At 63.0% G+C, this 24,727-nt stretch carries 18 protein-coding genes; 12 read left to right on the forward strand and 6 right to left on the reverse strand.

Features of this window, described 5'->3' with window-relative positions; genetic code table 11:
- The first annotated feature begins 233 nt into the window (after positions 1 to 233).
- Positions 234 to 3,026, forward strand: coding sequence for a DNA gyrase subunit A (gyrA, locus tag U8326_RS06335; RefSeq protein ID WP_324743034.1), 2,793 nt, complete (start codon positions 234 to 236; stop codon positions 3,024 to 3,026).
- Between the two features lie 5 nt (positions 3,027 to 3,031).
- Here gyrA and U8326_RS06340 read toward each other — a convergent pair whose 3' ends face one another.
- Positions 3,032 to 3,676: a lysoplasmalogenase family protein gene (locus U8326_RS06340; RefSeq protein ID WP_324743037.1), complete on the reverse strand. Its 645-nt coding sequence runs from the start codon at positions 3,674 to 3,676 to the stop codon at positions 3,032 to 3,034.
- A gap of 531 nt (positions 3,677 to 4,207) precedes the next feature.
- Between U8326_RS06340 and trmFO the strand changes: the two genes are divergently transcribed.
- Positions 4,208 to 5,554: a methylenetetrahydrofolate--tRNA-(uracil(54)-C(5))-methyltransferase (FADH(2)-oxidizing) TrmFO gene (gene trmFO / locus U8326_RS06345; RefSeq protein ID WP_324743039.1), complete on the forward strand. Its 1,347-nt coding sequence runs from the start codon at positions 4,208 to 4,210 to the stop codon at positions 5,552 to 5,554.
- On the opposite strand, the gene U8326_RS06350 is transcribed toward trmFO, so the two are convergent.
- Complete coding sequence (locus U8326_RS06350; protein WP_324743041.1) at positions 5,555 to 6,013, reverse strand: EF-hand domain-containing protein; 459 nt, start codon at positions 6,011 to 6,013, stop codon at positions 5,555 to 5,557.
- Between the two features lie 35 nt (positions 6,014 to 6,048).
- A complete protein-coding gene (locus U8326_RS06355) occupies positions 6,049 to 6,708 on the reverse strand; it encodes a hypothetical protein (protein WP_324743043.1) in 660 nt (219 codons plus the stop codon).
- Between the two features lie 105 nt (positions 6,709 to 6,813).
- Here U8326_RS06355 and U8326_RS06360 point away from each other — a divergent pair, with 105 nt between their 5' ends.
- Genes U8326_RS06360 through U8326_RS06370 form a run of 3 tightly spaced genes read left to right on the forward strand, consistent with a single transcriptional unit; the run spans position 6,814 to position 10,062 of the window.
- Positions 6,814 to 8,817, forward strand: a complete 2,004-nt coding sequence (locus U8326_RS06360; protein ID WP_324743046.1) for a TadE/TadG family protein — start codon at positions 6,814 to 6,816, stop codon at positions 8,815 to 8,817.
- The gene (locus U8326_RS06365) at positions 8,814 to 9,413 is read left to right on the forward strand and encodes a TadE family protein (protein ID WP_324743048.1); all 600 of its coding nucleotides are present in this window, start codon (positions 8,814 to 8,816) and stop codon (positions 9,411 to 9,413) included. Before U8326_RS06360 ends, U8326_RS06365 begins: the two co-directional genes overlap by 4 nt.
- Positions 9,406 to 10,062 carry a TadE/TadG family type IV pilus assembly protein gene (locus U8326_RS06370; RefSeq protein WP_324743050.1) on the forward strand — a complete coding sequence of 219 codons (657 nt, stop codon included), beginning with the start codon at positions 9,406 to 9,408 and terminating at the stop codon, positions 10,060 to 10,062. Before U8326_RS06365 ends, U8326_RS06370 begins: the two co-directional genes overlap by 8 nt.
- Before the next feature lie 3 nt (positions 10,063 to 10,065).
- Here the strand turns inward: U8326_RS06370 and U8326_RS06375 are convergent, their stop codons facing one another.
- From U8326_RS06375 to U8326_RS06385, 3 genes are all read right to left on the reverse strand, one after another.
- On the reverse strand, positions 10,066 to 11,439 hold the full coding sequence (locus U8326_RS06375; RefSeq protein ID WP_324743052.1) for a pyruvate dehydrogenase complex E1 component subunit beta: 1,374 nt from the start codon (positions 11,437 to 11,439) through the stop codon (positions 10,066 to 10,068).
- The gene (pdhA, locus tag U8326_RS06380; RefSeq protein ID WP_416385518.1) at positions 11,439 to 12,515 is read right to left on the reverse strand and encodes a pyruvate dehydrogenase (acetyl-transferring) E1 component subunit alpha; all 1,077 of its coding nucleotides are present in this window, start codon (positions 12,513 to 12,515) and stop codon (positions 11,439 to 11,441) included. The genes U8326_RS06375 and pdhA overlap by 1 nt, the downstream gene beginning before the upstream one ends.
- A 145-nt stretch (positions 12,516 to 12,660) precedes the next feature.
- The gene (locus tag U8326_RS06385) at positions 12,661 to 12,972 is read right to left on the reverse strand and encodes a septum formation initiator (protein WP_324743056.1); all 312 of its coding nucleotides are present in this window, start codon (positions 12,970 to 12,972) and stop codon (positions 12,661 to 12,663) included.
- 333 nt (positions 12,973 to 13,305) lie between these two features.
- Here U8326_RS06385 and U8326_RS06390 point away from each other — a divergent pair, with 333 nt between their 5' ends.
- The 7 genes from U8326_RS06390 to asnB all read left to right on the forward strand — a co-directional run bounded on the left by U8326_RS06390 (position 13,306) and on the right by asnB (position 24,713).
- Positions 13,306 to 14,490 (forward strand): efflux RND transporter periplasmic adaptor subunit, encoded by a 1,185-nt coding sequence (locus U8326_RS06390; protein ID WP_324743058.1) that lies wholly within the window; start codon positions 13,306 to 13,308, stop codon positions 14,488 to 14,490.
- Positions 14,487 to 17,642, forward strand: a complete 3,156-nt coding sequence (locus U8326_RS06395; RefSeq protein WP_324743059.1) for an efflux RND transporter permease subunit — start codon at positions 14,487 to 14,489, stop codon at positions 17,640 to 17,642. Before U8326_RS06390 ends, U8326_RS06395 begins: the two co-directional genes overlap by 4 nt.
- Positions 17,639 to 19,063 carry an efflux transporter outer membrane subunit gene (locus U8326_RS06400; RefSeq protein WP_324743060.1) on the forward strand — a complete coding sequence of 475 codons (1,425 nt, stop codon included), beginning with the start codon at positions 17,639 to 17,641 and terminating at the stop codon, positions 19,061 to 19,063. Before U8326_RS06395 ends, U8326_RS06400 begins: the two co-directional genes overlap by 4 nt.
- Positions 19,060 to 19,746, forward strand: a complete 687-nt coding sequence (locus U8326_RS06405) for a heavy metal response regulator transcription factor (protein ID WP_324743061.1) — start codon at positions 19,060 to 19,062, stop codon at positions 19,744 to 19,746. Before U8326_RS06400 ends, U8326_RS06405 begins: the two co-directional genes overlap by 4 nt.
- Entirely contained in the window at positions 19,743 to 21,191 is a 1,449-nt protein-coding gene (locus U8326_RS06410) for a heavy metal sensor histidine kinase (protein WP_324743063.1), read from the forward strand. Before U8326_RS06405 ends, U8326_RS06410 begins: the two co-directional genes overlap by 4 nt.
- 91 nt (positions 21,192 to 21,282) lie before the next feature.
- Positions 21,283 to 22,626, forward strand: a complete 1,344-nt coding sequence (locus tag U8326_RS06415; RefSeq protein WP_324743064.1) for a lipopolysaccharide biosynthesis protein — start codon at positions 21,283 to 21,285, stop codon at positions 22,624 to 22,626.
- Between the two features lie 161 nt (positions 22,627 to 22,787).
- Complete coding sequence (asnB, locus tag U8326_RS06420; RefSeq protein WP_324743065.1) at positions 22,788 to 24,713, forward strand: asparagine synthase (glutamine-hydrolyzing); 1,926 nt, start codon at positions 22,788 to 22,790, stop codon at positions 24,711 to 24,713.
- Positions 24,714 to 24,727 lie beyond the last annotated feature (14 nt).

The raw sequence follows: 24,727 nt of genomic DNA on the forward strand, positions 1-24,727 counted from the left end.
CATGCTAGTGACGCGAAAAGCCCCCTTTGGCAACCACGGGCTTATTGACTCGGCACGGCTGAACCCCATTTGAATGATGCAAACGCGCGCGGTTCAGCATTGCTCCGGCAACCACGGCAAGCCAGCCAAATGTGGAAAACGTCGCGTTTTGGCAAGGCATTGCTGGCCTTTCCGGATAGCATGGCCTAGGCCCCCAGGCACCTTCCCACCCAACGCCAGAGATCTGTTTTCACGTGAGCGACGATACCGATACCATTGACCCTGTGGCCCCGTCTTCGGAGCCGGAAATCGAGCGGATCGACATCGTCGACGAGATGAAGACGAGCTACCTCGATTACGCGATGAGCGTGATCGTGTCCCGCGCGCTGCCGGACGTGCGCGACGGGCTCAAGCCGGTCCACCGCCGGATTCTCTTCGCGAGCCAGGAAGGCGGCTTCGTGGCGGGCCGGCCCTATCGCAAGTCGGCCAAGATCGTCGGCGACGTGATGGGCAACTATCACCCCCACGGCGACGCCGCGATCTACGATGCGCTGGCCCGCATGACCCAGCCCTGGTCGATGCGCCTGCCGCTGATCGACGGCCAGGGCAATTTCGGCTCGATGGACCCGGACCCGCCAGCCTCCATGCGCTATACCGAAGCGCGGCTGGCCAAGGTCACCAACTCGCTGCTGGAAGACCTCGACAAGGATACGGTCGATTTCCAGGACAATTACGACGGGTCCCGGAGAGAGCCGCAGGTCATGCCCGCGCGCTTCCCCAACCTGCTGGTCAATGGCGCGGGCGGCATCGCCGTCGGCATGGCCACCAACATCCCTCCCCACAATCTCGGAGAGGTGATCGACGGCTGCCTCGCCTTCATCGAAAACCCCGGGATCACCACCGAAGAACTGTTCGAGATCATTCCCGGCCCGGATTTCCCCACCGCGCCGCTGATCCTCGGCTCGTCCGGCTCGCGCTCCGCCTATATGACCGGCCGCGGCTCGATCCTGCAGCGCTGCCGCCACAAGATCGAGGAAGGCCGGGGCGACCGGCGCTCCATCGTGCTGACCTCCATTCCCTTCCAGGTCGGCAAGTCCGGCCTGGTCGAGAAGATCGCCGAAGCCGCCAAGGACAAGCGGATCGAGGGCGTTTCCGACATTCGCGACGAATCCAGCCGCGAAGGCGTGCGCGTGGTCATCGACCTCAAGCGCGACGCGACTCCCGAAGTGGTGCTGAACCAGCTTTGGCGACACACTCCGGCGCAGGCGAGCTTTCCGGCCAACATGCTGGCGATCCGGGGCGGAAGGCCGGAAGTGCTGGCGCTGCGGGACATCATCCAGTCGTTCATCGCCTTCCGCGAGGAGGTCATCACCCGCCGCACCAAGTTCGAGCTGAACAAGGCGCGGGACCGGGCCCACATTTTGCTCGGCCTCGTCGTCGCAGTGTCCAACCTCGACGAGGTGGTCGCCATCATCCGGGGCGCGTCCAATCCGGCGGAAGCGCGGCAGAAGCTGCTGGTGCGGGAGTGGCCGATCGGCGAGATCGCGCAATATATCCGGCTGGTCGAAGCGATCGAGCCGAATATCGAGCAGGAGGGCGGCACCTACCGCCTCTCGGAAATCCAGGTCCGCGCGATCCTCGACCTGCGCCTTCACCGCCTCACAGCGCTCGGCCGCGACGAAATCGGCGATGAGCTGAAAGAGCTTGCGGCGGCGATCGAGGAATATCTCTCGATCCTCGCCGACCGGGCGAAGCTCTATGGCGTGATGCGCGCGGAGCTGGAGGAAGTGCGCGCCAATTATGCGACGCCGCGCGTGTCGGAAATCGCGCCTGCTTGGGACGGGCTGGAAGACGAAGACCTGATCGAGCGGGACGACATGGTCGTCACCGTCACGCTGGACGGCTATATCAAGCGCACCCCGCTTTCCACCTTCCGCGCACAGAACCGTGGCGGCAAGGGCCGGTCCGGCATGGCGACCAAGGAAGAGGATGCGGTCAGCGCCATGTTCGTGACCAGCACCCACAACCCGGTGCTGTTCTTCTCCACCGCCGGCAAGGTCTATCGCCTCAAGGTCTGGCGGCTGCCGGAAGGCGGACCCACCACGCGCGGGCGGCCGATCGTCAACCTTCTGCCCGCGCTGGACGAAGGGGAAACCATCGCGACTGTCCTGCCGCTGCCGGAGGACGAGCAGAGCTGGGGCGCGCTCAATGTGGTATTCGCCACCGCCAGGGGCGGCGTGCGCCGCAACAGCATGGATGCCTTCGCCAATATCCCGTCCAACGGCAAGCTCGCCATGCGGTTCGAGGATGGCTCGGATGACCGGCTGATCGGCGTGGCCCTGCTCGATTCCGGGGATGACGTGCTGCTCGCCTCGCGCCAGGGCAAGGCGATCCGCTTCGCCGCCGACGATGTGCGCGAGTTCCAGTCGCGCACCTCCACCGGGGTTCGCGGCATGACGCTGAAGGACGGGGACGAGGTCGTCTCGCTCTCGATCCTCCACCGCGTCGGCACCTCCGCCGAGGAGCGGGAAGCCTATCTGCGCTTCGCGCCCTGGAAGGCCGAGAAGGAAGGCGAGCCGGACCTCGCGCCGGAACGGTTCGAGGAGCTGGTGGAGAAGGAGCAGTTCATCCTCACCATCTGCGCCAATGGCTACGGCAAGCTCTCATCCGCCTATGAATATCGCCGCACCGGGCGAGGCGGACAAGGCATCGTCAACATCGACAATATCCGCCGCAATGGCCCGGTCGTGGCGAGCTTCGCCGCCAAGCAGAGCGAGCAGCTGATGCTGGTGACCGACCAGGCCAAGCTCATCCGCATCAGCCTGGATTCCCTGCGGGTGATCGGGCGCGGCAGCGCCGGGGTCCGCCTGTTCGACGTCGCCGATGACGAGCATGTGGTGAGCGCGGTGCGCCTCGACGAGAACGAAGCGCCGGAGAACGAGGCGGAAGAAGCCGTGGTCGAGGAAATGGCGGTCCGCAATTCCACGCAGACCGAGCCGGAAACTCCGCCGGACCGCGACGATCCCACCCCGCTCGACTTCGAGTAACCCCGTCAGCGCGGGCGGCCCGGCCCTCGCAACGACTGGATCACGCCGGTGACGACGAGAAACTGGCCGATGTAATACAGCGGCCAGGAGAGCCAGCTTGCGGCGAGCGCGCCCCATGGATGGGCGAACCCGGCGACCAGCAGCACATGGCCCGCCGCGATCAGCAAGGCCCCCGTCCCCACCCGATAGCGGGGAAAGCGGCTCATCCACGCGGCGGCGGCCATGCCGGACAGGCTCAGCGCATAGATCGAGGCGGAGGCGAAGCCGGGCTGCCCCAGCATGGCGAGCGCCACGATCAGCGGCAGCAGGATCAATATGGCCACGGCCGCCAGCTTCTGGCTGCCGCTGGGCGCGCGCCTCGGATGACGCAGATAGAGGTTCAGCGCGAACAGATGCGCGCCGAAGAACAGGAGCAGGGCATAGGCGGGATAAAGCTCGAGCGCGATGTCGCCCGACGCGGCCATGGCGAGACTGCCGGCCAGCAGGCGCGTGTCCGTCCCGGCATGGCGCAGCAGCGCATAGATCGCGAGCAGCCCCGCCGCCGCGCCCTTCAACCCGATCAGATACAGCCCGCCGATCTCGGCGTCGGCCAGAAGATAATAGGCCAGCGCGCTGGCAAGGCTCCCCAGCAGCCACGGCCTTCGTTCCAACAATGCGCGTCCCGGCATAGGCCACCCCCTTGGCGGCCTTGCATGGCTGCGAACCGCCCGCCATGCAAGGCTGGGATGGTGTGCGGGGAATTGCCCCCCCTCCCCCTGACACTTTCCTACCCGGCGAAAATCTGGCTTATCCTGAGGGATGACAAGCGAAGCATCCCGCACCGCCCGCTGGCCGGCTTACCGTCATTCCAGCCCTATTCGTCATGCCTGCCCCATTCGTCATCCCAGCGAATGCTGGGATCACTGTGAAGGGGACAGCACATTGCCGAAAGAGATGCCAGCCTGCCCAATGGGGCAGTTTATCCTGAGCGGCTGGCTTGGCGACCGAAGGGCTGGCATGACGGCAAATTCACGAAAGGTCACACTGAAAAGCGCGCGCGGATCGCCAAGGAAGCGCCGTTCCTCGCGGGGATACGGCGCGCGGAAGGCCCGGATCGAAATGCACATTTCCGGCGTTCCGCGTCAACCGCTCGCCGGCAATTTCGCATACCCTCGCCCAGGGCACGGTGGTAGGGCGCGCGCATGACCTATGACGTGCATATAATCGGCGGCGGCCTGGCGGGCTGCGAGGCAGCCTGGCAACTCGGGCGGCGCGGCTTTCGCGTGAGATTGTCGGAAATGCGCGGATCGGGCAGCTCGACCGCCGCGCACCAGACAGACGGACTGGCCGAGCTGGTATGCTCCAACAGCTTCCGTTCCGACGATGACGAGAAGAACGCGGTCGGCCTGCTCCACCATGAAATGCGCCGGCTCGATTCCCTGTTGATGGCCGCCGCGAAGATCGCGCAGGTGCCCGCCGGCTCCGCGCTCGCCGTGGACCGCGACATCTTCTCGCACGAGGTGGAACGCGCCTTGCGGGCGCTGCCGAATGTGGAGATCGTCCGCGAACGGGTGGACCGCCTGCCGGACGAAGGCCTTGCGATCGTCGCCACGGGGCCGCTGACCGCCGCCGCGCTGGCGGACAGCATCGCGGGCGCAACCGGGGCGGACGCCCTCGCCTTCTTCGATGCGATCGCGCCGATCATCCATCGCGAAACCATCGACATGTCGGTCTGCTGGATGGCGTCACGCTGGGGAAAATCATCGGCTTTGGGGGGCGAGACGAAGGACTACATCAATTGCCCGATGAACAGGGAGCAATATCTGGCGTTCCATGCCGGGCTGCTGGCGGGCGAGAAGACCGAGTTCAAGGAATGGGAAGCGAACACGCCCTATTTCGACGGCTGCATGCCGATCGAGGTCATGGCGGAACGCGGGGTCGACACGCTGCGATACGGCCCGATGAAGCCGGTGGGCCTCGACGATCCGCGCACCGGGCGCTGGCCCTATGCCGTCGTCCAGCTTCGCCAGGACAATACGCTGGGCACCTTGTGGAACATGGTCGGGTTCCAGACCAAGCTCAAGCATGGCGAGCAGAAGCGATTGTTCCGCACCATCCCCGGGCTGGAGCAGGCGGAATTCGCGCGGCTGGGTGGGCTGCACCGCAACACCTTCATCAATTCGCCGGTGGTGCTGGACCGGCAGTTGCGGCTCAAGACCGCGAGCCGCATCCGCTTCGCCGGGCAGATCACCGGCTGCGAAGGCTATGTGGAAAGCGGCGCGGTGGGGCTGATGGCCGGGTTGATGGCGGCGGCCGAGCTGGCCGGGCGAAGCTGGGCCGCCCCGCCCCGCACCACGGCGCTGGGCGCCCTGCTCGCCCATATCACCGGCGATGCCGATGCGGAGAGCTATCAGCCGATGAACGTCAATTTCGGGCTGTTCCCGCCCCTGCACGATGTGAAGAAGAAGCAGCGCAAGGAAGCCTATACCTCGCGCGCCAAGGCCGATCTCGCGGAATGGATCGGCGCGCTTGCGGGGGCGCCGGGGTAATCAGCATTTGCAGGCGGGGCGCTTGGCCGGCTTGGGCCGGGTGGTGGCGAACTCCTCGGGAGTAAGCTCCAGATCGCCGTTCCGGTCGGCCGCGCTGAACTTGTTGGCGGTGGCGACGGCCCATTCCTCGAAGGTCAGGAGATTGTTGCCATCGACATCAAGTTTGCGAAACGCCTCGGCGCGGCTGGCCAGCATTTCATTGCGGGAAATGCGCAGGTCGCGGTTGCGGTCATAGCGGAAGAAGCGCTTCTGCTCCTGCGTCAGATCATCCGCTTCCGGCGGCTCCGGCCCGCGCAGGCCGGATATGTCGGCGCTCGGCAATTCGCCGTCCGCCCCGGCGGTTGCTTCGCTGTAAGGCGGGGGTGCGCCCGCTGCGATCTCCGCCCGTCCCTGCCACCAGAACAGGCCGATTCCGGCAAGGGCAAGCGTGATGACTGCCCCCAATATCGCGCCCTTCATCCTGCCCCCTCGCTGCGTGAAAGATTTACCATAATTCAGCGGCCTAGAATGCCAAGGCGCATCGCAAGCAGCCCTGTCGCGGCACCGTCAAGCATGGGAGCCCCGCCTCTCGCCACGCTGCGGCGAGCCAATCCCGCCAGCACCGAAAGCGGCCGCAGCGCGCGGGGCAGTTTGGCCGGCGCATGGGCCGCGCCGCGCGCGATGGACAGGGCAATCTCCCTTTCGGCAGGCTCGGTCACGCCGCCGGCAAGATCGGCCATGGCCCAGAGCAGCCCGGCCCGAGCCGCCGGTTCGGCATGGCCGGGTTGGCCGCTCAACCGCGCCAGGGCCGCTACGGCGCTGCCGCGCGCCTGCCCGAAACGCATGATCTGTTGTTCGGAAAGCGGCGGTTCGGCCAGCAGGATTTCCCAGCCTTCCGCCAGTCCGGCCAGGGCCTGCTCCTCGCCCCGCCAATCGGCGAGAATTTCCAGCAAAGGCTCCGCCGAAGGCCGCGCCGCAGGCTCCTTTTCCAGGGTTTCCCGCCACCAGGCCAGCCGCATCTGGGCAAGGATCGGCTCCTTTCCCTGCCGAATCATCCCGGCCAGCCTTGAATCCAGAGCGAAAAATCCGAGGAAAAGCGGTCGCGACCGGGCCGGGGCATAGGACAGGGCCAGGCGCACGGGCAATGGCAGGCCGGCAATGATCTCGTCCGTCATCCAACCGCCTTCCCTGAGCAGGCAGCAACGAGTCAACCGAATTAGGCATCGATTAACGTCTTTGGCCTAAGCGGACCATTGGGGAATAGTGTCAAGGACGACCAGATGACGCAACGGGGCGAATTCCGGGAAGGTTTGTTCAAGCGGCTTATCGAGGATCGCGCGGGCAATACGCTTGCGATCGTGGCCGCTTCGACCTTGCCCATGATGGCGATTATCGGCGGCGGCGTGGATATCAGCCGGGCCTATATGGCGAAGACGCAATTACAGTCCGCCTGCGACGCGGGCGTGCTGGCCGGGCGCCGCGCAATGAGCAAGACGTCCGAATATGGCGAGGACGAAAAGGACAAGGCGAATGCCATGTTCGACTTCAACTTCGATGCGGACGCCGTCCAAGCCGATGACATCACCTTCGAATCCGATGACAATGACGATGGCCAGGTGCTGGGCACCGCCACGGCCACCGTACCGACCGCCATCATGAAGATCTTCGGAAAGACCGAGATCGAGTTGCAGGTCGACTGCATGGCCGAATTGCAGCTCGCCAATGTCGATGTGATGTTCGTGCTCGACACCACCGGCTCCATGTCTGGGTCAAAAATCGAAGGCTTGCGGGATGCCGTGCGCGATTTCCATGCGACGTTGGCGACCGCTGTGACCGATGCCGAAACGCGCGTACGCTATGGCTTCGTGCCTTATTCAATGACAGTAAACGTAAGCGAACTCATCAGTACTGGCACCATGCCACTTTCCTATATAGCTGATGAAGGGACATACCAATCGCGCACAGCACTGTTCGATACATCAGCATTGGTTGGTGTTCCTGAAACGCCAGTCAACACCACCGAATGGTATGGCGGTGCAGATAAAATTAAAATCTCCAGCAGCAATTGCACAAACTATGGGAAGAATACTTTCCCCAGCGGATCAGGTGGAACACCTATAAATTCAGGTGGCCCTGCCCCAGCAGATACCATAAAAACGGAATACTCCTATGGCGGCAGAGGCTCAGAAAGCGGGAGCAATAAATCTTGCTGGAGAAATGTAAAAACAACAACTACTTCCTATCATACAAAGTATGAGTTTACGAAGTGGAAGTATGCTCCGATTACGCTGGACACTTCTGATTTTAAAACTGGATCATCTGTAAAACTAGTTTCAGAGAGTAGCTCAGCTCTAAATTCCGCATATGTTGACACACCAGGTTGGTACGACACCCACCAACTAGCCAGGAAAACCGGTGTATCGGGCACAGGTGTTACCGGCGTAACAACGCGATCAGTGACATGGGGCGGCTGCATAGAAGAAGCCGATACTGTGGAAACCGATGACTTCAATCCGGTGCCGGATGAGGCATATGATCTCCATATTAATCTTGAGCCGGATAGTCTTGAAACCCGCTGGAAACCAATCTGGTCTGATGCGACCTTTATGCGAAGCAATAAATCTGGTGAATATTACGATGGCCGTGAACTGTCTTTAGCATACCCAATTAACCCAGATGGGAAGAATTCGAATGGATCTGATGACAAGACTTATACCACAAGTATAGGTGAGAATTGCCCTGCACCTATGAAACTGTTTCAGACAATCGACCTATCCAGCACTACTGTTCCCACGTGGCTCAACACATATCTGAATAATTTAGTTGCGGTCGGCAACACCTATCATGATATAGGTATGATCTGGGGTGGGAGACTTGGAAGTTCACGAGGTATATTTTCAGATAATGTTAACGAAGGAATTGATGACGGTTCAATTCGCTCAGTTAGCAGGCATTTGATATTTATGACTGACGGCAAGATGGAGCCAACTCTAACTGGATACTCAGCCTATGGTATCGAGAAGTATGCGAACAAGATCGCTCCACGCTTGAGTTCTACTTCAACAGTCACATCAAGACACAACCTTCGCTTCCGGGCAGCATGCGATGCGGCAAAAGCGGAAGGATACATTATCTATGTCGTGGCATTCGGCACAACTGTCAGCAACGACATGAAATATTGCTCGAGCGACAACCGCTGGTATTATTCAGACAATACCGCCAGCCTGCGCAACACCTTCAAATTCATCGCCTCGCAGGTGGCCGATCTGAGGCTGGGCGCATGACCCGGCTGCTCCGCCGCATCGGGCGCGCCAGCGACGGCGCCACGCTGGTCGAGTTCGCTCTGGTCGCCCCCGTGTTCTTCGCCCTGCTGATGGGTCTCTTCGATCTGGGCCAGAGCGTCTATGTGCGCTCCACCTTGCAGGGCGCCCTGCAGGAAGGCGGCAGAAACTCCGGCCTGGAAAGCGGATCGCTCAATGAAACGGCCATCGACGATTATGTCCGCGACCAGGTGCAGGCGGTGACGGGCAGCGCGCGCGTCGAATTCGAACGGCTCAATTACCGGGACTTTTCGAATGTCGGCACGCCGGAAGATTTCACCGACAGCAACGGCAACGGCGTTTACGATGCGACCGAGTGCTTTTTCGATGCCAACGGCAACGGCGAATGGGATACCGACAGGGGTGTCGAAGGCCTTGGCGGCGCGAACGACGTCGTGGTCTATACCGCCACGGTGACCTACCGCCGCATCTTCCCCTTCTGGGAACTGATCGGCCTCGCGCCCATCACTCGCATTTCCGCTTCGACCATCCTGCGCAACCAGCCCTTCAGCACGCAAGACGTGCGCCAGACAACGCAGATCTGCCCCCCAAGTGCGTAAGCTCATCTCCTCCATGCCCGCCCACCTGCGGCGGCTTCGCAAGGACAATGGCGCGGTCGCATTGGTCGAGTTCGCCCTGAGCCTGCCCCTGCTCCTGCTTATGGGGCTGGGCGGCGTGGAGACGGCGAATTACGCCGTCACCCACATGCGGGTCGCGCAGATCGCCGTTTCCCTGGCGGACAATGCCTCGCGCGCGAAGCAGGACGTGGCCTCGGGCATGCCGCGTATGCGGGAAGCCGATGTGAACGAGGCGTTCACGGCCGCGGAATTGCAGGCGGCGAACCTGGACATCGCGGAGAACGGACGCCTGATCCTCTCCAGCCTCGAAGTGAACGCCGATGGCGGCCAATGGATTCACTGGCAACGCTGCTTCGGCGACGCCCCCTATATCTCCAGTTACGGCGTGCAGGGCGACGGCGCCACAGGCACGAGCGTGACCGGAATGGGCCCGGCGGACCGGCGTGTGGCCGCAGAGTCCGGTTTCGCCGTGATGTTCGCCGAAGTCGTCTATGACTATCAGCCGATAATCTTCGGCTCATTGATACCGGACGACCCGATCCGGAAGATCGCGGCGATGTATGTCCGCGACGACCGCGACCTGTCGAATATTTTCAACCCGTCGCCCGCCGCCCCCGTGCGCAGCTGCTGATTTTCAGCCCTGCCGATAGCAGACCTTGCGGGCCGCATCCGCGATACGGGCCGAGGTCACCAGGGCGAGCTTCTCCAGATTGGCGGCATAGGGCAAGGGCACGTCCGCATTGCAGACCCGCAGGACCGGCGCATCCAGATAGTCGAACCCGTCCTCCATGCAGATCGAAATGATTTCCGAAGCGATGGAGCACTGCGGCCATCCTTCTTCGGCCACGATGAGCCGGTTGGTCTTGGCCAGGCTCGCAAGCACCGCTTCGCGGTCCAGCGGGCGCAGGGTGCGCAAATCCAGCACCTCGGCCTCGATCCCCTCCTCGGCCAGACTGGCCGCCGCTTCGAGCGCAAGGCCGACCCCTACGGAATAGCTCACGATGGTGACATCGGAGCCTTCGCGGACCACCCTCGCCTTGCCGATCGGAAGAACGAAATCCTCGATCTCCGGAACCTCGAAGCTGCGCCCGTAAACCAGCTCGTTTTCCAGGAAGACCACCGGGTCCTCGCACCGGATCGCGGCCTTCAGCAGGCCCTTGGCGTCCGCCGCATCGTAGGGAGATATTACGATAAGCCCCGGCACACTCGCATACCAGGGCGCAAAATTCTGGCTGTGCTGCGCGGCGACCCGGCTTGCGGCGCCATTGGGGCCGCGAAACACCACCGGGCAGCGCATCTGGCCGCCGGACATGTAATTGGTCTTGGCGGCGGAGTTCACGATATGGTCGATTGCCTGCATGGCGAAATTGAACGTCATGAACTCGACGATCGGCCGCAATCCCCCCATGGCCGCGCCCGTGCCCAGGCCGGCGAAACCATATTCCGTGATGGGCGTATCCACCACGCGCTTCGGCCCGAACTCTTCCAGCAAACCTTGCGTGACCTTGTAGGCGCCCTGATATTCGGCCACTTCCTCACCCATCACGAAGACGCGGTCGTCCTTGCGCATCTCCTCGGCCATGGCGTCGCGCAGCGCCTCGCGCAGCGTCAGCGACACCATCGGCGTTCCTTCCGGCACTTCGGGGATGACCTGCTGTGGCGCTGGCGCAGGCCGGGCGATTTCCGGTTCCGCATCCTGCACGTCCGGCTCCGGGGCTTTCGGCGTAGGAGCCGCAGCACTTTCCGCCGGGGCCGCCTGGGGCTCACCTTCTCCGGAAAGCCGGGCGATCACCGTGCCGACCTTCACGCCCTCGGTGCCTTCCGGCACGAGGATCTGGCCGATCGTGCCCTCGTCCACCGCTTCGAATTCCATGGTGGCCTTGTCCGTCTCGATCTCGGCGAGAATATCGCCCGAGCGCACTTCATCGCCTTCCTTCACCAGCCATTTGGCCAGGGTGCCTTCTTCCATGGTGGGGGACAGCGCCGGCATCTTCAATTCGATCGACATCAATAGCTCCCAACCAGAACATCGGTATGGAGTTCCGACGGATCGGGTTCCGGAGAGCTTTCGGCAAAGTCCGCCGCCTCCGCCACCTTGGCGCGGATGCGCTTGTCGATATCCTTCAAGGCATCTTCGGCAATGCCGCGCTCGATCAATTCATGCCTGGCCGCCTCGATCGGATCGCGCTTCTCGCGGACCTCCTGCACCTCCTCGCGGCTGCGGTATTTCGCGGGATCGGACATGGAATGGCCGCGATAGCGATAGGTGTTCAGCTCCATCAGCACCGGCCCGTTGCCGCCGCGCACGAAATCTATGGCGATATTCGCCGCCTGCCGGACTTCCAGAACATCCATCCCGTTCACATCAAGGCCGGGTATGCGAAACGCCGTCCCGCGCCGGTAGAAATGAGTCTCCGCCGAGCTGCGCCGAACCGCGGTGCCCATCGCATACTGGTTGTTCTCGATCACGAATACGATCGGCAATTTCCAGAGGCTCGCCATGTTGAAGGTTTCATAGACCTGGCCCTGGTTTGCCGCTCCGTCGCCGAAATAGGCAAGGCACACTCCGCCATCGCCGCGATATTTGTGAGCGAAGGCCAGCCCCGCCCCGAGCGGAACCTGCGCGCCCACGATTCCATGCCCGCCGTAAAAGGCATGTTCCGTGGAGAACATATGCATGGAACCGCCCTTGCCCTTCGATATGCCCGCGTGCCGGCCGGTCAGTTCGGCCATGATGACCTTCGGGTCGATCCCGTAGGCGAGCATGTGGCCGTGATCCCGATAGCCGGTAATCACGCTGTCCTTGCCCGCCATCAATGCGGATTGCAGGCCGACTGCCACGGCTTCCTGGCCGATATAGAGATGGCAGAAGCCCCCGATCAGGCCCAGGCCATAAAGCTGCCCGGCTTTTTCCTCGAAGCGGCGGATAAGCAGCATCTGCTCGTAGAAGTGGAGCAACTCGTCATCGCTGGCGCTGTAGCGATGATCCTTCGCATAGCTTTCCTGCAGGCTGCGCAATGCGAAATCGGCTTCGTCTTCCACGGCCTTGGCAGGGGTTTTGCGGGTACGGGCAGGTTTCGCCAAATCACTTATCCCAGAATGAGGATGCCGGAAGCGTGCCCGGCCGGACTGTCGAAAAAGCTATAGGACAAAGCCGTCAAATGACGCAACGCCATCCCGAGAACAATGCTGCAGGAGAAGGTTGGAAAGCGAACCGAGGCGAATGCCTTCAGTCGAGCGTGATGACCACCTCGTCCGGATGCGCGACATTCAGGTTCTTGCGGAGCAGTTCTCCGACCAGATCCGGGTCCGCGTGTCGAGGGTCGAGCAATGCGACCCGATTGCGCAGTTCATCCCGCTCCGCCTCGAGCCGCGCGATCTGGCTGTGCCGCTTGTCGAGCATGGACAGATTCTCGCCCCATGCGAGCACGCCGCTCGGACCCGCAAGAGCCAGACCGCCCAGGACGACCAGACAGGCAAATGCCGCGCCCCGCGCGAGGCGCCCACGACCGAAACGGTGAAAGGAATCTTGAGTTTTCACGATATTAGAGAATCACAGTTACCTGCGGCATTCAAGCGCTATTTGAGCCTGAAAGGAAATTGTGAAGCCTGACGTCGGCAGAATGAGAGGATTTCCCCGGACCTGCATTGCAAGACCGTAGTCGAACGTTACCCGATTGAACCTAGGGGCGGGTGCATCCACTGGCGGAGAGATACATCATTCCGCGCCTGAGCATCGCAAGCCATTGGCGGGGCCGGGAAACCTTCCCCTTCCCAATTCGCCCATCGATGTATTTGCCTTGACAGGCTCCGCTTACAAAATCGTAAGCATCCTGTCAGTTTAACGACCCGATCGGACGATATCGCGAACCCCATGCCCAGCAGTGACACGCACGACAGGTTCCGATGGATTCGCGAACACCCCAAACCGGCCATCATCATCGCCCTGGTCCTGCTCGGCCTGGCATTTCTGATCCTGCGCCTGGTGTTCGGCCAGGACAACGAACCCAAGGCGCCCAAGGCGGTGCCGATCGAGGTGGTCCGGGCAGAACGTCGCGACGTGCCGCATCTGATGCAGGCGGTCGGCACTGTCCAATCGCTGCAAGCCGTGACCGTTCGCGCCCAGGTGGACGGCATTCTGACCCGCATCCATTTCCGGGAAGGAGAATTGGTCGCCCGCGGGCAGCTGCTGGCGAATATCGACGACCGCGCGTGGAAGGCTTCGCTTGCCGCGTCACAGGCCCAGTTGGCGCGGGACCAGGCGCAACTCCGCCTCGCCGAGCTTGATCTGGATCGCTACGAGGAACTGCTGAAACGCGATGCGATCGCCCGTCAGACCGTGGACCAGCAGCGCGCGCAGGTCGCCCAGCTCCGGGGCACGGTCGCGCTCGACCGGGCGAACGTGAACGCGGCCCAGGTCAATCTTTCCTTCACGCGGATTGTCGCGCCGGTCGCAGGCAGAGTCGGCATCCGCCAGGTGGATCAAGGAAATCTGGTGCGAATGAGCGACCCGAACGGTATCGTCACCGTCGCCCAGATCGACCCCATTTCCATCATCTTCCCGGTGCCGCAGAACGCCCTGAGCCAGCTTCAGGCCAACTTCAGGCAACCGGGGGCGCGGATCGTCGAGGCCCTGGATCGGGAAACCGGCGGCATTCTAGGCGAAGGAGAAATAACGGCTATCGACAACCAGATCGATGCGGCAAGCGGAACAGCGCGGGTGCGGGCGCAGTTCGTCAACAGGCAAGGCACGCTCAACCCCGGGTCCTTCGTCGCGGTCCAGGTGCGCACCGGCTTCTCCCACAACGCCGTGGTCCTGCCCGCCAAGGTCGTCCGCCCGGGCGTGGAGGGCCAATTCGTCTACCGGGTGGAGAACGGCGTCGCGAAACGTGCCCGCGTTTCGCTCGGCTTCGCCAGCGACACCATCGCCGTGATAACCGAAGGCGTGGCTCCGGGCGATCTGATCGTGAGCGACGGCTATTCCCGCCTTCGCGATGGCGCCAAGGTGGCGATCTCCAACAAGGCGGCCGAGGCTGGCCCCAAGGCTGCCGCGCCATGAACGTGACTGACCCGGAAGCTGGGCCTGACCACGAACCGGCGCCGAGAGGCAGGGGGATTTCTTCCGGCTTCATCCGTAGGCCGGTGGCGACGATTCTGCTCACTCTTGCCGCGATACTGCTGGGAATCGCGGCCTTTCCGCTCCTGCCGGTCGCCCCCCTGCCCGAAACCGATTTCCCCACTATCCAGGTTTCGGCCAACCTGCCCGGCGCCAGCCCCGAAACCATGGCATCTTCGGTCGCCACGCCGCTGGAGGTGGCTTTCACCGCGATCCCCGGGATCACGGAGATGACCTCGACCAGCGCGCTGGGGCGGACCCAGATCCAGATCCAGTTCACATTGGAACGCGATGTCGATGTCGCCGCGCAGGAAGTCCAGGCGGCGATCAACAGCGTGGCCGGGCGGCTGCCCGCGGACCTGCCCAACCTGCCGACCTGGAGGAAAGTCAATCCGGCCGACAGCCCCGTCGTGGTGCTCAACGTCCAGTCCGACGACATGCCGCTCACCGAGTTGAGCGATCTCGTCGAAACCCGGCTTTCCCGTCAGCTGAGCCAGATAGATGGCGTGGGGGATGTGAACATCGTCGGGCAGCAGAAGCCATCCATCCGGGTGAGAAGCTGGCCGGACCGGCTTGCCGCATATGGCGTGAGCATGGCCGAGGTGCGCAGCGCGCTTCGAGCCGCCAGCGTCAATCAGGCGAAAGGCACGGTGCATGGCGCGAACGCCACGACCACTTTCGAGGCCAATGACCAGCTTTTCCAGCCGGGCGAGTATGAAGATGTAGTGGTGGCCTGGCGCAACGGCGCGCCGGTGCATCTGCGCGATGTGGCCCAGATCTCGACCGGCCCGGAAAATGCCTATGTCGGCGCATTCCCGAATGGAAAGCCGGGCCTTGCCCTGATCGTGCAGCGTCAGCCGGGCGCCAACATCGTGCGCATCGCCGACGCGATCAACGAAGAACTGCCCGCGCTCAGCGCATCGCTGCCGGCAAGCGTCGATGTGAGCGTGCTGAACGACCGCACGCTCACCATACGTTCGTCCCTGCATGAGGTGGAGATCACGCTGATACTGACGATCATCCTGGTGGTTGCCGTCATGGGCATATTCCTGCGGCAGCTTTCAGCCACGCTGATCGTCGCGGCGGTTCTCGCGGTCGCCGTGATAACGACCTTTGCAGCCATGTATCTCATGGGGTTCAGCCTCAACAATCTGACGCTGGTGGCCCTGGTCATCGCGGTCGGCTTCGTGGTCGACGACGCGATCGTGGTGGTGGAAAACATTCATCGCCATATGGAGATGGGAAAAACGCCCCTGCAAGCCGCGTTGGATGGCGCAAGGGAGATCGGCTTCACCGTCATCTCGATCACCCTTTCCCTGATCGCCGCCTTTATTCCACTCCTGTTCATGGGCGGGATCATTGGCCGCCTGTTCCGCGAATTCTCCCTAACGGTGACGGTCGCGCTCCTTATCTCGCTCGTCTTCGCGCTTACGCTCGCCCCCACCCTCAGCGCCCGTTACATGAAAACCTCGGCTCATCGTGAAAGCGGCAAGAAGCGAGCAACGGAGCGTCTCCAGGATGCTTATGCCAAGGCCTTGCGCTGGACGCTGGCGCGGCGGACACTCACCCTGTTCTCTTTCTTCCTGACCATCGCCATAGCCGTTGCCGGATATATCCTGATCCCGAAAGGCTTCTTCCCGCTTCAGGACAATGCGTTCATCATGGGCCAGACGCAGGCGGCGGAAGACATTTCCTATCCCGAAATGCTCCGCAAGCATGAGCGGATGGCCGAAATCGTGGCGAAAGATCCCGCGGTGCTCAGTTACAATCACGCCGTCGGCATGACAGCGGGCAGTTCTTCCCTTTCCACCGGGCGTCTCTGGATCGTGCTGAAACCCCGTGGCGAGCGCGACGTCTCGACCGAGGAGCTTATTGCCCGCCTCAGCCCAAAGTTCGAGAAAATCCCCGGCCTGCAAGTTTCCATGCGTTCGGCGCAGGACATCAATATCGGATCTCGCGGGGGTGGCGGCCAGTACTCCTATGTGCTCAAGTCGTCCGACACGGATGCGCTGGGGCTCTGGGCGAACCGTATGACGCAGGCCTTGAGCGAGTCATCCTCTTTCCGGGACGTCCGCAACGACATGCAGCAGGGCATGCGGATGCAAGGACTGACCATCGACCGCGCGGCCGCGGCCCGCTACGGGCTGAGCGTCGAAGATATCGACCAGGCACTCTACGACAGCTACGGCCAGCGCCAAATCCAGCAATACCAGACCCAGACCAACCAGTATTGGGTCGTCCTGGAAGCCGACCCCAGCCGCTTCGGCAGCGTATCGAGCCTGCATGCGCAGTTCCTTCGATCCCCGACGACCGGAGCGATGATCCCGCTGTCCGCCGTTACCAGGATCGAGCCTCAAACGGCCGGCCCCTTGCAGATAGCCCGCAACGGATTGCAGCCGGCAGCCAACATCAGCTTCAACCTGCCGGCCGGCGTGGCGCTTGGCGATGCAATGGCTGAAATCGAAACTATCCGCCAACAGATCGGCATGCCGGCAAGCGTCACCGGAACCGCTCAGGGCAGCGCCCAAGCCTTCCAGGATTCGCTTGCATCCCAGCCCTGGCTGATCCTGGCCGCGCTGCTTGCCGTCTACATCATTCTGGGCGTGCTTTACGAAAGCTACTCCACGCCTCTCACCATCCTGTCGACGCTGCCTTCCGCGGGTCTGGGCGCGGTGTTCATGCTCTGGCTGTTCGGCCTCGATTTCTCGATCATGGCGCTGATCGGCATCATCATGCTGATCGGGATCGTGAAAAAGAACGGCATCCTCATGGTGGATTTCGCGCTGGATGCCCAGCGCAAGCGCGGCGCCAAGCCCGAGGAAGCGATTTTCGAGGCTGCCGTAACCCGCTTCCGCCCGATCATAATGACCACAATCGCGGCGGGGCTGGCGGCAATCCCGCTCATGCTGGCCTTCGGCACGGGTTCGGAGCTGCGCCAGCCGCTCGGCGTGGCCGTTGTCGGCGGGCTGATCGTCAGCCAGGTGCTGACGCTGTTCACGACCCCGGTCGTCTATCTGGCCATCGAACGTCTTTTCCACCGCAAGCGGGACAAGGAACCTCGCTTGAAGACCATGCTGGAAGGAGATCCGGCATGACCCTGCGCCATGCTCTCCTGCCCTTGCTCTGTTGCCTTGCCGCCTGCGCCCACACCCCCACCTCTCCGCCCGAGCCCGATTCCATAAACAGCACCTGGGAAGGCGGAATCGCACAGGACGCCGAAGCAGCAGCCGGGGCATGGTGGACCAATTTCCAAGATCCCGTCCTCGATGCACTGATCGACGATGCGCAGCGGCGCAATGTCGACCTGCGTCTGGCTGCGGAACGGGTAATGGGGTCGCAGGCGCTCCGCCGGGCGGCACGGGCCGGATTGTTTCCTGAAATCTCCGGAGAAGCGCAACTCAGTCAAACCGACCGGGGTTCCCGGGCCAGCGGCGGCAACCAAGGCGGTAACGCTTCGCTGGGCTTCTCCGCGATCTGGGAACCCGATCTGTCCGGGCGCCTGTCCGCCGCGGTGCGAGTAGCCAGCGCGAATGTCATGGCGAGCCAGGCGGACGCGGAAACGGTGCGCCTGTTGCTGTTGCAGGAAGTAGCCAGCGCCTACGTCGATTATCGCCTGCAGCGCGCGCTGTTGCGGCTAACGGAAAGGACCGCCCTCGCCCAGGAAGGCACGCTCAGGATCACTCGGGATCGTTACGCATTCGGCATGGTCAGCTCGCTCGAGGTCAGCAGAGGCGAGACGCTGGTGGCGCAGACCCGCGCCGAACACGAACGCGCGGTGGAAAACGCCGCTTCCGCGCGCTATCGGCTGGCCTATCTTCTCTCCACCACGCCGGATGACATCACTGCCCGCTTAGGAGACGGAGATACGATCCCGTTGGCCAACCCCCTCCAGGTGCTGGCCTCGCCGGCCACCGTCCTCGAGCGCCGGCCGGATATTCGCGCTGCCGCGGCGCGCTATGCTGCTGCCGCAGGCGAGCGGGACATCGCAATCTCCGCGCGGTTTCCCCTGCTCTCCCTGTCAGGTTTGATCGGCGTCGATTCCGGCTCCGTCTCTTCGCTCTTCGATCGCGGCACCGGCATTGCCAGCGTGCTGGGCAGCCTGGTCATGCCCCTGCTCGATTTCGGGCGGCGGCAGGCGGACCTCGATGCGGCGGATTCGACGCTCCGCCAGGCTGGCCTCGAATATGAGCAGGTGACTCGCGCCGCGCTGCGCGAAACGCAAACGGCAATCATCTCCTATATCCAGGCGCAGGCGATCGAAGTCGAGTTGAGGCGCGCCGCCGAAGCCGCGCAAAAGGCCGAACGCGTATCGCTCCTCCAATATGACAGCGGCACACTGTCGCAATTCGAGGTTCTCGATGCGGCGCGCACGGTCTATCAGACCGAACGGGATCATGCGGCATCCGTGGCCGATGTGTCTGCGCGCCTCATAGCCCTGTTTCGCGCGTTGGGCTCCGCGCCAGAGAGTCCCACCGCTCCCGTCACCCCGTTTTCCGGAGATAGAGCCGCACCGTGAAAGTCTTGATCGTCGAGGACGAGCAGAAGACGGGAGACTATCTGCGACGCGGCCTTTCGGAAGAAGGCTGGACGGCAGAATGCGCGCGCACGGGGCCGGAAGGGCTCTATCTTGCCCAGACGGGCCTGTATGACGCTGTGATCCTCGATGTCATGCTTCCCGGCATAGACGGGTTCAGCGTGCTGCAGAGATTGCGCGAAACCCACAGCACCCCGGTTATCATGCTGACGGCGCGCGATCAGGTCGATGATCGCCTGCGCGGCCTGCGCGGAGGCGCGGACGATTATCTGGTGAAACCGTTCTCGTTCCTTGAGCTTCTCGCAAGATTGCGCCTGATCGTCCGCAGGAACCACCGGCAGGACGTTACCCAGGTCCAGATCGCCGACCTGCATATTGATTTCCTCGGCCGCCGCGTGACGCGTGGCCGCCGCAGGCTGACCTTGACGGTGAAGGAGTTCGCCCTGCTCGAAGTGCTGGCCCGCCGGCAGTCGCAGATCGTTTCGAAGACCGCCATCGCCGAACTGGTCTGGGACATCAATTTCGACACCAATACGAATGTCGTGGAAGTGGCCGTAAAGCGATTGCGCGCGAAGCTGGAGCTGCCTGGCGAAGGGAAGCTGATCCATACCGTGCGCGGCATGGGCTATACGCTTGAACAGCGCGGCGAGGATATGCTCTCATGAATGGCGCGCGCTCCATCTCCTTGCGTCTCGCCGCCATGTTCGGCCTTGCCCCTACGCTGGTTTCCATAGTCGCCGGCGTTGCGCTCTTCTTCCTCCAGACCTCTGAATTCAATCGGCATACGCAGGAGGAATTGAGGGGCCGCTTCGTCATAGTGGAACGAATGGTGCAGCATAACACCGGAGGTCAGAGGTGGGCGCGCCTCGAGGAAAAGCTGGCGGATTTCACCCCTACGGACGGTAGCGTGCGCTTCCTGATCGACAGCGACGATCCGGATTACCGGATCGGAACCGACTTTCTGTCCGGAGCGGCTTTCACCGGGGAGGCCGAGGGTTTCGGAACCGCGACTGTGGGAGAGCGCCACTTCTCCACCCTTGCGAGCGATATTCCCGCCAAGGCGGAACGGCCGCCGGTGCGGCTGCTCATCGCCGTAGACCAGCGGCCGCAGGAGACTTCCAGGATGATGCTGGCTTACGGCATCCTGTTCGTCTCGCTGCTGACCATCATCGCCGTTTCGACCCTTGGCTGGTGGATCGCCCGGCGCGGCCTCGCCCCGGTCGACCGGCTTTCCGATCATGCCCAGGATCTTGGCGAAGGGGATCTGGCGCTCCGCCTGCCTGCCGAACGCCTGCCGACCGAACTGGAAGGCCTTGTGCTTTCCCTGAACGCCGCGCTCGAGCGGCTGCAACGCTCGCACCAGAAGCTCTCGGACTTCAACGCGGACGTGGCGCATGAATTGCGCACGCCGCTGACCAATCTCATCGGCGAAACCCAGGTTGCGCTTACCCGCGACAGAAACACCGGCGACCTGACGGCCGTGCTGCAATCCAATCTCGAAGAGCTGGAGCGGATGCGCGCGATAATCAACGACATGCTTTTCCTCGCACGCGCGGACGCGGGCGACATTGCCGGAAACCTCGTGCTTGTCGATCTTGCCGAGGAGTGCAAACGCACCATCGAGTTCATGGATGTGCTGTTCGAGGAAGCGGGAACCGAAGTCGTCATCGAAGGCGGCGCACAAGGCCAGATCGAGCCATCCCTGATTGGCCGGGCGCTCAGCAACCTGCTCGATAATGCGCTGAGGCACGGCAACCCGGGCGCGAAGGTCATCGTCCGCATAGAGGACAAGCCGGAAAGCGTTGCGGTTTCCGTCGTCAATTCAGGAAAGCCGATAGCGCCCGACGCGTTGCCCAGAATATTCGATCGCTTCTACTGTGCCGACCCTTCGCGCCAATCGGACGGCAGAAGCCATGGGCTGGGGCTGGCGATCGTCAAGGCAGTCGCCCGCATGCATGGTGGCACGGTTCACGCCTTCAATCGGGACGGGACGGTGTCGGTCGGCTTCGAACTTCCCAAACAGGCGACTGCAGCCGGAACCCATGCGCCCAAGGCAAGGAAAGTTGCGTGGAAAAGCCCGGGCGTTCAGACAAGGCCGAATATTGCCTGATGAGTGGGGCTTGGCTGGCTGGCAAAGGCCAGGCATTTCGTATCTGGCCACCCGCGGTTGCCAGAACTAAAACGAAACGCCTAATAGCGCCATGCAGTTGCAATCGCTCCAGACACAACAGTCTTCCTTCAAGCGCATTCTCCTGAATACGGCTTGGCTGCTGGGTGGGAAGGGTTTCGGAGCCGTCTGCGGCATCGCCTATCTGGCGATCCTGACCCGGTCGCTCGGCCTCAAGGACTTCGGTCACTTCTCGCTGATCTTCGGCACTGCGCTCGCGCTGCAGGGGATCACCGGCGTGCAGAGCTGGCGCACGGTGGTCCGCTATGGAACCTCGCATATCCACGAGGAGGCCTGGGACAGGTTCGGCAGGCTCTCCATGTTCTGCGGATTGCTGGACATGCTCGGGGCCGTCGCCGGCTGCCTGATCGCCTTCGTCGCGATCTATGGCTTCGGCGAAGCGCTCGATCTCAATGCCGCTTATGTCAATGAGGCATTCTGGTTCTGCTGCGGCATGGTCTGGGCCCTGGTGTCGGCGCCCACCGGCGTCGTGAGAGCGCTTCATCGGTTCGATTCCGCGGTCTATGTCGAGGCAACCGTCCCCATCGGCCGGGTGATCGCGGCTCTGCTCATCTGGCATTTCGGCGCGACCGTGGGGGATTTCCTGTTGGCCTGGGTCCTGATCGATATGCTCGAGGCGATCTGCTACTGGGTAATGGCCCGCAAGCTGTGCCCTCAGTCGATCAAGCTCCGACACCTCGGCGAGTGGCGCCAGGCCCTGGCGGAAAATCCCGGGCTGATCCGCTTTTTCCTCTTCAGCCATGTCACCGTGACGCTCGACGCGGCCGTCCGTTTCGGCCCCTTGCTGGCGGTCGGCGGACTGGTCGGCACCAGGGCGGCGGGCCTGTACCGATTGGCCAGCCAGATCACCCAGGCGCTGGGCAAGCTGTCCATGCTGCTCACCAGGGTCGTCTATGCCGAGGTCGCGCGCGCGAAAGTCGCCATCGATGCCGCCGAGTTCCGCAAGCTCGCGCTTCGCACCAGCCTTGCCGCTGCCGTCGCCGGGGCCATCGTCATCTTCATCGCGCTTACCGCCGGTGAAACTCTTCTCGTATGGCTAGGCGGCGAGGAATTTCGCGGCGGCGCGGTCATCCTCGTGCCGCTGGCGGTGGCGGCCAGCCTGGAACTCGCCAGCGTCGCCTTCGAACCCGTCCTGCACGCCAGCAGCCGCGCCGGCCAGGCCCTGATTGCGCGCGGAATCACGCTGAGCATCCTGGTGACCGCGATCCTGACGGTGAAGGATCACGGCAGTGTCGGGATCGCCTGGGCGGTCGCCTTCGCGTCGGGCGTCGGATATCTGGCGACGGCCGCTCTCACCTATCGCGCGCTGCATTCGCCCGGGCCAGCCGCAGCAGCGGCAGACCAAATCCTGACCTGAGGATTGCCCCCGATTGCCCGAACATGGGCGAAATCAAATCTTGCGCCAATCCATGGCCCATCCGCGCATCCTATCGACCTCCCCGCAAATCTTTCAACACACGCGGCGTCGATCGAACTCACCGGGTCCGAACACGTTCCGCATTACTGCGGGGCATTCCCATGTGCGGATTCGCTGGCTGGTATCGTCGATCATCGCAAGCGGTCGCGCCTGAACATATCCGCAGGCAATGCGACGCCATCGTCCATCGCGGCCCGGACGACGACGGCTATTTCCTCGACGGCGATTTCGGCTTCGGGATGCGGCGCCTCAGCATCATCGACATTGCCGGCGGCGCCCAGCCGATGACGAGCGCAGATGGCCGCTACGTCATCGTCTCCAACGGCGAGATCTACAACCATATGGAGCTGCGGCGCGACCTTGAAGCAGCGGGGCGGAGCTTCAGCACGCGGAGCGATACCGAGACGCTGCTCGCCAGCTATCTGCACTGGGGCGACGATGCCTGGCCCCGGCTCGAGGGCATGTATGCGACCGCGATCTGGGACCGGCGCGACCGCGTCCTGACGCTGGCGCGCGACCCGCTAGGGATCAAGCCGCTCTATATCACCCAGCAGAACGGCGGCATCGCCTTCGCTTCCGAAATCCGCTCGCTTCGCGTGCTCCCGCACCACGAGTTCGGCGTCAACGAACGGGCAGTCCACGACTTCTTCAAGTTCGGCCATGTCCAGCGCCCGCGGTCGATCTTCAGCGAAGTGCGCAGCCTGGACCCGGGCCACGTGCTTCGCATCGGCCCTGACGGCGGCGCATCGGTCAAGGCGTTCTGGACCCCCAGCTTCCAGCTCGACCCCGGCCTGTCGGAGGACGAGTGGATCGAGGAAACTCGGTCGCGCCTGCTCGATACGGTGAAGCGGCACATGCTGTCCGACGTGCCGCTGGGCGTTTTCCTTTCGGGCGGCGTCGATTCCAGTGCCATGGCGGCCGCCATGACCCAGCTCGATGCCGCGCCGTTCAAAGCTTTCACCATCGGCTTTCCCAACTCGCAAATCGACGAAACGGAAGCCGCGTCGCGGATCGCCAGGCATCTGGGCATCGAGCATATCGTGCTGCCGCTGGAGCCTGCCAAGACTGCCGAATTGCTGCCCGCGGTGCAATCGGCCTTTGACGAGCCCTGCGCGGCGACCTCCGCCGTGCCGCACTGGCACCTTTCCAGGCTTGCCGCCGAGCATGTCAAGGTGGTGCTCTGCGGAGAGGGTTCGGACGAGATCTTCGCCGGCTACAAGCGGCAGCGGACGGCGCTCAATGCGGCGCGCTGGAGCCCGCTCATCCGGGGGCTGGGACCGCTGGCGAACATGCTCCAGTCGATCCCCACGACCTCGTCGACGAAGCTGAACTATCTCAAGCAGAACGCCTCCCGCTTCGTCGACTCCGCGCGACTGGACAACAGTTTCCAGCGCTTCTTCGCGGGCACGCAGATGTCATCGCCAGGAACCCGCCAACGCCTCTACGATCCCGGTTTCCTCGCCCGCCATGATTCCTCCCGCCCGTTCGCCCGGTTGGAAGAGGAATATTTCCCCTCGCCCGAACTGCGCAAGCTCGAGCCTCTGCAGCAATTCCAGCTCGCCGACCTCACGGTGCATATGCCGGGATCGCTGCTCACACGGCTCGATCGGCCGAGCATGGCCCATTCGCTGGAAGCGCGCGTACCGTTCCTGTCGCACAAGTTCGTCGACTGGACGCTGTCCATGCCGATTTCGATGAAGCTGCGGGGCAAGACTGGTAAATATGTGCTGCGCAAGGCCGCCGAGCCCTGGCTGCCCAAGGCCGCGCTGGATATGCGCAAGCTGGGCTTTCAGTTGCCCTTCGCCGAATGGTTCCGCAGCGACTTCAGTGAATTCGCACGGGAAGCGTGGAATGACAGCGGCGCTTCGAAGGCGGGATATCTGAACGAACGCGCTGTCGAAGAACTGTTCGCCGAACATCGCACCGGCATCGCGAACCATGGCCGGATGCTCTATGCTCTGGCGATGTTCGGCTGCTGGTGGACGCAGAACATGCCCGCCCCGGCAAAGACCGCGGTTGCCGCCTAAACCGTTGTCTCTCG

The sequence above is a fragment of the Tsuneonella sp. CC-YZS046 genome (assembly GCF_035581365.1).
Lineage (GTDB): Bacteria > Pseudomonadota > Alphaproteobacteria > Sphingomonadales > Sphingomonadaceae > JAWKXU01.

Coding starts and splice junctions, on each gene's coding strand:
- trmFO (WP_324743039.1), top strand. CDS start 4,208: ATGACCTATGACGTGCATATAATCGGCGGCGGCCTGGCGGGCTGCGAG.
- U8326_RS06350 (WP_324743041.1), bottom strand. CDS start 6,013: ATGAAGGGCGCGATATTGGGGGCAGTCATCACGCTTGCCCTTGCCGGA.
- U8326_RS06355 (WP_324743043.1), bottom strand. CDS start 6,708: ATGACGGACGAGATCATTGCCGGCCTGCCATTGCCCGTGCGCCTGGCC.
- U8326_RS06360 (WP_324743046.1), top strand. CDS start 6,814: ATGACGCAACGGGGCGAATTCCGGGAAGGTTTGTTCAAGCGGCTTATC.
- U8326_RS06365 (WP_324743048.1), top strand. CDS start 8,814: ATGACCCGGCTGCTCCGCCGCATCGGGCGCGCCAGCGACGGCGCCACG.
- U8326_RS06375 (WP_324743052.1), bottom strand. CDS start 11,439: ATGTCGATCGAATTGAAGATGCCGGCGCTGTCCCCCACCATGGAAGAA.
- U8326_RS06390 (WP_324743058.1), top strand. CDS start 13,306: ATGCCCAGCAGTGACACGCACGACAGGTTCCGATGGATTCGCGAACAC.
- U8326_RS06395 (WP_324743059.1), top strand. CDS start 14,487: ATGAACGTGACTGACCCGGAAGCTGGGCCTGACCACGAACCGGCGCCG.
- U8326_RS06400 (WP_324743060.1), top strand. CDS start 17,639: ATGACCCTGCGCCATGCTCTCCTGCCCTTGCTCTGTTGCCTTGCCGCC.
- U8326_RS06410 (WP_324743063.1), top strand. CDS start 19,743: ATGAATGGCGCGCGCTCCATCTCCTTGCGTCTCGCCGCCATGTTCGGC.
- U8326_RS06415 (WP_324743064.1), top strand. CDS start 21,283: ATGCAGTTGCAATCGCTCCAGACACAACAGTCTTCCTTCAAGCGCATT.
- asnB (WP_324743065.1), top strand. CDS start 22,788: ATGTGCGGATTCGCTGGCTGGTATCGTCGATCATCGCAAGCGGTCGCG.